This is a genomic window from Streptococcus mitis (genome assembly GCF_001579035.1).
Classification (GTDB): Bacteria; Bacillota; Bacilli; order Lactobacillales; family Streptococcaceae; genus Streptococcus; species Streptococcus mitis_J.
Map to the genome: position 1 here is coordinate 115,362 of NZ_KQ970290.1, position 7,799 is coordinate 123,160.

Annotated in this window: 5 protein-coding genes and 1 pseudogene; 3 read left to right on the top strand and 3 right to left on the bottom strand. The window is 40.4% G+C overall.

The features are described from left to right. Nucleotides 1-433, top strand: a 433-nt coding sequence (locus SMIDD26_RS08755; protein ID WP_134990259.1) for a potassium transporter TrkG, incomplete at its 5' end; no start/stop codon positions are given. 187 nt (nt 434-620) lie between these two features. Here SMIDD26_RS08755 and pflB read toward each other — a convergent pair. After that, entirely contained in the window at nt 621-2,945 is a 2,325-nt protein-coding gene (gene pflB / locus SMIDD26_RS08760) for a formate C-acetyltransferase (protein WP_000260631.1), read from the bottom strand. Nucleotides 2,946-3,183: 238 nt separating this feature from the next. On the opposite strand from pflB, the gene dinB reads away from it, so the two are divergent. Next, the gene (gene dinB, locus SMIDD26_RS08765) at nt 3,184-4,245 is read left to right on the top strand and encodes a DNA polymerase IV (protein ID WP_061439854.1); all 1,062 of its coding nucleotides are present in this window, start codon (nt 3,184-3,186) and stop codon (nt 4,243-4,245) included. Between the two features lie 148 nt (nt 4,246-4,393). Here dinB and SMIDD26_RS08770 read toward each other — a convergent pair. Further along, nucleotides 4,394-5,240 (bottom strand): annotated as a pseudogene (locus SMIDD26_RS08770) (undecaprenyl-diphosphate phosphatase). Nucleotides 5,241-5,301: 61 nt separating this feature from the next. Then, complete coding sequence (locus tag SMIDD26_RS08775; protein WP_061439855.1) at nt 5,302-7,191, bottom strand: DUF2207 domain-containing protein; 1,890 nt, start codon at nt 7,189-7,191, stop codon at nt 5,302-5,304. Nucleotides 7,192-7,329: 138 nt separating this feature from the next. On the opposite strand from SMIDD26_RS08775, the gene SMIDD26_RS08780 reads away from it, so the two are divergent. Then, on the top strand, nt 7,330-7,799 hold a 470-nt coding region (locus SMIDD26_RS08780; RefSeq protein ID WP_134990270.1), incomplete at its 3' end, for a transporter substrate-binding domain-containing protein.

Below are 7,799 nucleotides of genomic sequence, written 5' to 3' on the forward strand. Positions count from 1 at the left end.
CATGGCAATCGGTGGCTCTGCTGGATCAACTGCAGGTGGACTCAAGATTATTCGAGGCCTTATCCTTTCAAAAATTGCCAAAAACCAAATTTTGTCAATCTTATCGCCCCACCGTGTTTTGACCCTCCATGTTAATAAAACGGTGATTGATAAGGATACCCAGCATAAGATTCTCAAGTACTTTGTCATCTATGCTATGATTTTACTAGCGCTTATCTTTATTGTCAGCCTAGATAGCAATGATTTTCTGGTCGTGACCAGCGCTGTCTTTAGCTGTTTCAATAATATCGGACCTATTCTAGGAACCACTTCTAGCTTCTCAATCTTTAGTCCCATCTCAAAAATTCTCCTCTCCTTTGCAATGATTGCAGGCCGCTTGGAGATTTACCCAATCCTACTTCTCTTTATGAAGAGAACTTGGTCTAAGAGATAAAATACAACCACACCTTGTGAACCTACAGAGTGTGGTGTTTTTATTTTCAAATACCTCCCGTAACTCAACAAGTATCTTTGAATCCCGGTCAGATATTTCAGTGCCTGACTTAAGGAATTTAATAGTCCAAAAAACAACCCTCAGTCAACTGACCGAGGGTTCCTTATTTCATTATTCAAGAACTTGATTAGCTCAATGCATCCAAGGCATCATCCATTGAAAGAACTTCGTGGAAGACACGTTGTGTCAATTCAGTTTTTTGTTCTGGAGTGAGGTATTTAGTGTTTACACAGTATCCAGAGATACGTACGATAACGTCTTCGCCTGACATGATCTTTTCGTAAACATCGTTCAAGTCCATAACGTTCAAGTTAACGTGTTGTCCACCGTTTTCAAAGTAACCATCAAGGATTGTTACCAAGTTATCAACTTGTTCGTCACGAGTCTTACCAAGAGCGCGAGGTGATACTTGTGTAGTCAATGAGATACCATCAGCTGCATAACTAAAGTCAAGGCTAGAAAGTGAGTTCAAGTTTTGCAACCAACCACCTTTAGCTTTGTTAGATGGGTTAGCACCTGGTGAGAAGAATTCAAGTTTAGACAAGTTCACAGAACCATCTTCGTTGAGGTATACACCTTTGTGGACTGGTGAGTTACCAGTTTGTTTAGAGTAAGCAACGTTAGATGTGATTGTCAAAAGTGATACAGTAGCTTCTGCGTCTTTGTAAAGTTTGTGGCTACGTAGACGAGTTGTGTAAGCTTCGATCAACCATTCTGCCAATTCGTTTGAACGTGGGTCATCTTCACCCCAACGTGGATATTCACCAATTGTTTCGTAATCGTAGATATAGCCATTTTCATCACGGATTGGTTTAACTGTAGCGTATTTGATAGCTGACAATGTATCAACTGTGTTAGCAAATCCACAGATACCGAATCCCATGTTGGCACGTTGTTTAGTTGGCAAGAAGGCCATTTGAACAGCTTCGTAGTTGTACTTATCAGTCATGTAGTGGATGATGTTCAAAGCATCTACGTAAGTGTCAGTCAACCAGTCAAGAGATTTTTCAAAGTTAGCTTTAACTGATTCAAATTCAAGAACTTCATCACGGATTGGTTCAATATCAAATACTTTGTAGTCTTTGTGAACATCGTCGTAACCACCGTTCAAACCAGTAAGAAGGGCTTTCAATACGTTTACACGCGCACCGAAGTACTGGATGTTGTGGCGTTGTTCTTCATTTTCTGGGTCAAGTGGAGACACACAGCATGAGATACAGCTCATTTCACCATATCCGTCTTTAGCCATTGTTGTTACACCTTCGTATTGGATAGAAGAGTGTTTGTGGCTCATGTGCATACAGTAGCGACGGAAGTTGTATGGCAATTTATCAGTCCAAAGAACTGTCAAGTTTGGTTCTGGAGAGTTACCGATGTTGTCAAGAGTGTTCAAGAAACGGTAGTCCATCTTAGTAACACGGTGACGACCGTCGTTACCCATACCAGCCATAGAAGTTGTGATGAAGGTTGGGTCACCTGAGTACAATTGATCATAAGCTTTTGTACGAGCAAATTTAACTGTACGAAGTTTCATAACGAAATCATCAACGAATTCTTGGATTTCTGATTCAGTAAATGTACCACGAGCAAGGTCACGTTCTGCAAAGATGTCCAATACGATTGGCACACGTCCTAGGGATGTAGCAGCACCGTTGATAACACGGCAGACAGACATGAAGGCGATATTAACCCATTGGATTGCTTCTTTAACGTTCATCGCTGGTTTGCGAACGTCAACTCCGTAAAGGTCACCCAAGCGAACAACTTGTTGCAATGCTTGGTATTGAAGGTTGATTTCTTCACGAAGACGGATTGTTTCTTCATCGATTTCTTCGATTGCATTCCAATCGTTTACTTTTTCTTGCATCAAGTAGTCTGCACCGTAAAGAGCAAGACGTGCGTAAACACCGATGATACGTCCGCGTGAGTATGCATCTGGAAGACCAGTTACAGTGTGAGCGTGACGTGCGCGACGAATGTTTGAAGTGTAAGCACGGAAGATACCGTCGTTAACTGTTGTTACGTATTTAGTAAAGATTTCGTGAACAGCTGGATCTGGTTCATATCCATTTTCTTTCAAAGTAGTTTCAGCCATACGGATACCACCTTTTGGCATAAAGTTCAATTTGAAGAGTTCATCATTTTGGATACCAAAGATAACTTCATTTTCTTTGTCGATAAATCCTGCTGGAATGTCAGCGATAGATGTTGGACGAGTGTCCATTGGGAAACGAGTTTCTTCGTAGTGTGCCTTCGTTTCTTCTACAATTTTTTTGATGTGAAGTGAACGTTCTGTTGGTCCTGCAAGGAAGCTTTCGTCTCCATCGTAAGGTGTGTAGTTAGCTTGTACGAAGCGTGATACACTTGCTTTTTCTTTCCAATCTACGCCTTTGAAGCCTTCCCAAGCTTTGTCAAAAATATCTTGTGCTTCAACAACTGTTTTAACAACCATGTTAATGTCCTCTTTTTTCTTTCTAGTAACAACCATCTGTTACATTCATGAGTCAAGTATACCATACAGTAACCGATTTCAACAAGTGAAAATTCCCTATTTTTATACTTTCTTTTCTAAAACAGTCTACATTTTATTTTAAACTGTATTATATTTTTGAAAAAATAAAGTCCTTTTTCTTTTTTTCTAGAAAAAAGGGTATAATAAAAGAAAATAAGCGGTAAAAAGGGGGCTAGGCATGTTGATTTTTCCTTTGTTAAATGATTTGTCAAGAAAAATCATCCATATTGACATGGATGCCTTTTTTGCTGCGGTGGAAATCAGAGATAATCCTAAACTCAGAGGAAAACCTGTCATTATCGGAAGCGACCCTCGGCAAACAGGTGGACGGGGAGTCGTTTCCACTTGTAGCTATGAGGCACGAGCTTTTGGTATCCATTCAGCCATGAGTTCCAAGGAAGCTTATGAACGTTGTCCCCAGGCCGTCTTCATCTCAGGGAATTATGAGAAATACAAATCTGTGGGACTCCAGATCCGAGCTATCTTTAAGCGCTATACAGATTTAATAGAACCTATGAGCATTGACGAAGCCTATTTAGACGTAACAGAAAATAAACTCGGTATCAAGTCAGCGGTCAAAATCGCTCGCCTCATTCAAAAAGATATCTGGCAAGAACTCCATCTAACTGCTTCTGCTGGCGTTTCTTACAATAAATTCTTAGCTAAAATGGCCAGTGATTATCAAAAACCACATGGTTTGACAGTAATTCTACCTGAACAGGCTGAGGATTTTCTCAAACAAATGGACGTGGCCAAGTTTCATGGAGTAGGAAAAAAGACGGTGGAACGGCTTCATCACATGGGTGTTTTTACTGGTGCTGACCTACTTGAAGTTCCTGAAGTGACCCTAATAGACCGCTTTGGTAGACTGGGTTATGACCTTTATCGAAAGGCTCGTGGCATCCACAATTCCCCAGTCAAATCCAATCGCATCCGTAAGTCAATCGGGAAGGAGAAAACCTATGGGAAGATTCTCCGTGCTGAGGAAGACATCAAAAAAGAGCTGACTCTTCTATCAGAAAGAGTCGCTCTCAATCTCAGTCAACAAGAAAAAGCTGGAAAAATTGTCATTCTGAAAATCCGCTACGAGGACTTTTCAACTCTTACCAAACGAAAAAGTCTTGCTCAAAAAACACAGGATGCTGGTCAGATAAGCCAAATAGCCCTGCAACTCTATGAAGAGTTAAGCGAGAAAGAAAGAGGTGTCCGCCTGCTGGGGATTACCGTGACTGGATTTTAATACACTTCGAAAATCTCTTCAAACCACGTCAGCTCTATCTGCAACCTCAAAACAGTGTTTTGAGCAACCTTTGGCTAGCTTCCTAGTTTGATCTTTGATTTTCATTGAGTATAAAACCTTGAAGAGCCTGGGCCCTTCAAGGTTTTTCTTATACAAATAAACGGACAAAACTGTAAAGTAGCAAAACACTACCAAGCACGATGCGGTATTTACCGAAAAGGGTAAAGTCGTGTTTTTTTCACATAGCTTGTCAAGAAGCGAATAGCGACCATGCTGACTGCAAAGGCCACTCCCATAGCAACCAAGAGCAAGAACAGTTGCCCAAAGCTCAAGAGTTGTCCTGCTTTTACAAATTTGAAAATCTTTAATGCGCTAGCTCCAAACATAACAGGAATTCCAAGATAGAAGGTAAATTCTGTCACAACAGAACGACTGGTTCCATTTAACAAACCACCGACAATCGTTGCCCCAGAACGACTCGTTCCTGGTAAAAGGGCAAGAACTTGGAAGAGTCCGATATAGAAAGCTGTCGTATAAGGAAGCTTGTCCAACTCTGTTACACTTGGCTCTATAGCACGCGCTTTATTGCGCTTTTCCAAATAGATAAAGGCAATCCCATAGATAATCAACATGAGAGCAACAGAAACCATATTATGGAAGTGGGTATCAAACCAATCATCAAACTTAAAGACACCAAGCAAAGGCAAGGTCGCAATCAAGACCTTCAACCATAGTCTCCAAGTCTTACGAACTTCCTGCTTGTCCTTAGTCGGTTTGAAAGGATTGAGCTTGTTAAAGTAAATCACCATAACCGCTAAAATCGCACCCAGCTGAATCACGACATTAAACATGGACACAAAGGCTTCGTTTTGATTTTGGTATTGGATAAATTCCTCTGCTAAAATCAAGTGACCTGTACTGGAAATAGGCAACCATTCCGTAATTCCTTCAACAATCCCGAAGAAGATAGATTTTAAAATTTCAATAAGATACATAGATTACTCCTTTTTTCTATCTTCCATTATAGCATACTTTTTCAGTCTGTGGCAGTTCTCTTTAAAAGGCTCCTATACTGCCGCCACCTCCGCCTCCAGAGAAGCCACCGCCAGAACTTCCACTTCCAGAAGATACGGAGTAGGTGCTTGCTGTATTTGCGACACTAGCATAATGGCTCATTTGCGCGCTTGAATGATAAAACATACTATGCCAACCATAAGCTACATATAGATTGATATCTGGATTTTCCACTTGGATCTGATGAACCTTCATCAAATGGCTGACCTTATCCGCATAGCCAAATAAAGTCGCATAGACCAAGAGGCGATTCCAGACCACAATACTTTCCAACTCTGCCTGATCCAATCGTGCAATCTCACGCAACATATTTTCAAAACTGGTCCAGAGATAGTAGACCTCTGCTCCCGCTTCATTTAGGACACCATCACGATTATCTAGTCGAAGCTTCCAATAATAGAAAACAGCCAAAACCAAACCTAGAAAACCAAGTATAGGCAAGGGGAGGTAAAAATAAGCATGAACATCTAAACTGTACAAGAACAAACCAAATCCAATAAATAGGGGGAGAATAGTGGAGAGTCCCATACCTACTTGCAAAGCCTTTTCCCCACCAGTTAAAGGACGATAATAATCTGGAAGTCCCCAGAAGGAAACTCGCTTTCTCACTCCTTCTTGCATCTCTTTCAATACCTCTTCAAAAGATGATTTGAGCTGACGCCCCTTTGCTTGAATCCGTTTTTCATCAGAGACTTTTGCTCTACGATAAAGATTATCAGATACCTTGTAATCCGCAAACAAATTGGAAAGAGTTTCTTCTTTTTTTCCTGAAAAAGCCAGATTTAGACAGTCTTTCTCAAAGCTTGACAAACCATCTTCTTTGACTAGCCTCAAACCAACTGCATCTCCTTCTGAAATGATGGAGACATTCCCACGGTCTATCACATCTAGCAAGGTAGCTTGAATAAGTTGATCAAAGGTGAATTTTCCAGCTCCCTTGACCAAGGGACTCACTTCCTCCAAGGAGGTCGAGTAGACTGCTTCTGATAAAACCATAGGCTCTAATTCCATTGGTGGTTCATAGAGACGATGATTTTTGGCATATTTGACTGAAGGAGTGGTCTTTCTTCTATAAATAAAATAAAAGCAAATACTCAATAACAAGGAGATAGAAAGTATCGAAGGGAAGACCCAAGTAAGGAGTTGTTTACTTTGCTCTTTTTCTTTAAAAATCGAGTCTTCTATCTTATTAAACTCTTCTAAACGATTCCCTTTCAATCCCTGATCCCTAGCGCTAGCAAAATCGGTCCGAGGCCAGTATGCATGCAATTCAACTCCACGCTTAGCCGGAAGATTGTCTAAACGAATAGTATAATCAAGGCTACTCTTTTCAATCGTTCCCTCTCTAAAAAGTTTGCCTGTATGGAAAAAGAGTTTTTCAGCTCCCTTGTCTCCCCTTACATGAAATTCAAACTTGCCAATAGCCCCTGAACTATCTGTTAAAGGTTGCCAATTTAATTCAGCAATGTCATCATATAGAAAAAGCAAATTTTTCAAGTTCCAAACGAGGTCAACTTCAACTGTGTCGCCTTCTTGACCTGGATTATAAACTTTAACAGTATAACCATCTGCTCCTTCTATCACTTCGCTCGTAACATCTGTCAGTTCAGCACCATTTTTCGCAGCCTGAACCTTTGGATGAGAATCAATCTCAAATCCGCTAGGCATCTTGCCAGCACGTCCAAGTCCCACGATTTGGCCCTTAAAGTCCTCCTCAAACTGATAAACTATCTTCTGTCTAAATTCTGCCGTATTATCTGCATGAATATACAAATCCCCTTGATAAGAGTTTATCTTGAAATCAATGGCAAAAACAGAGAATGGCAGAAGGCAAAACAAGCCTAAAACAAATAAGAAAAAAGTTTTTTTCATCAATTAAGCCCCCTTTTTATCTTTCTTATCATTATAGCATTTTTTCGTAAGTAAAGGCTTACTTATGTTGAAAAATTACGCATTTTTCGATAAAATAGGAGACAGTTATTTTTTAATAGATTAGAAATAGGAGAAATCATGAAAAAAATATACTTATCTATTTTCACAAGTCTCTTGCTGATGCTGGGACTTGTCAATGTTGCTCAAGCCGATGAATATTTACGCATCGGGATGGAAGCAGCATATGCTCCCTTTAACTGGACCCAGGACGATGATAGCAATGGAGCTGTCAAAATCGATGGGACCAACCAGTATGCTAACGGATACGATGTTCAAATCGCCAAGAAAATCGCTAAGGACTTAGGTAAAGAACCTTTGGTTGTTAAAACCAAGTGGGAAGGTCTAGTCCCCGCCCTTACTTCTGGTAAGATTGACATGATTATCGCAGGTATGAGTCCTACTGCCGAGCGTAAACAAGAAATTGCCTTTTCAAGCAGTTACTACACTAGCGAACCCGTTCTACTAGTCAAAAAAGATTCTACTTACGCAAATGCTAAATCTTTAGATGACTTTAATGGTGCGAAAATCACTTCTCAACAAGGTGTCTA

Excerpts from the sequence above, each read along its gene's own strand:
- pflB (WP_000260631.1), bottom strand. The coding sequence starts at position 2,945 with ATGGTTGTTAAAACAGTTGTTGAAGCACAAGATATTTTTGACAAAGCT.
- dinB (WP_061439854.1), top strand. The coding sequence starts at position 3,184 with ATGTTGATTTTTCCTTTGTTAAATGATTTGTCAAGAAAAATCATCCAT.
- SMIDD26_RS08775 (WP_061439855.1), bottom strand. The coding sequence starts at position 7,191 with ATGAAAAAAACTTTTTTCTTATTTGTTTTAGGCTTGTTTTGCCTTCTG.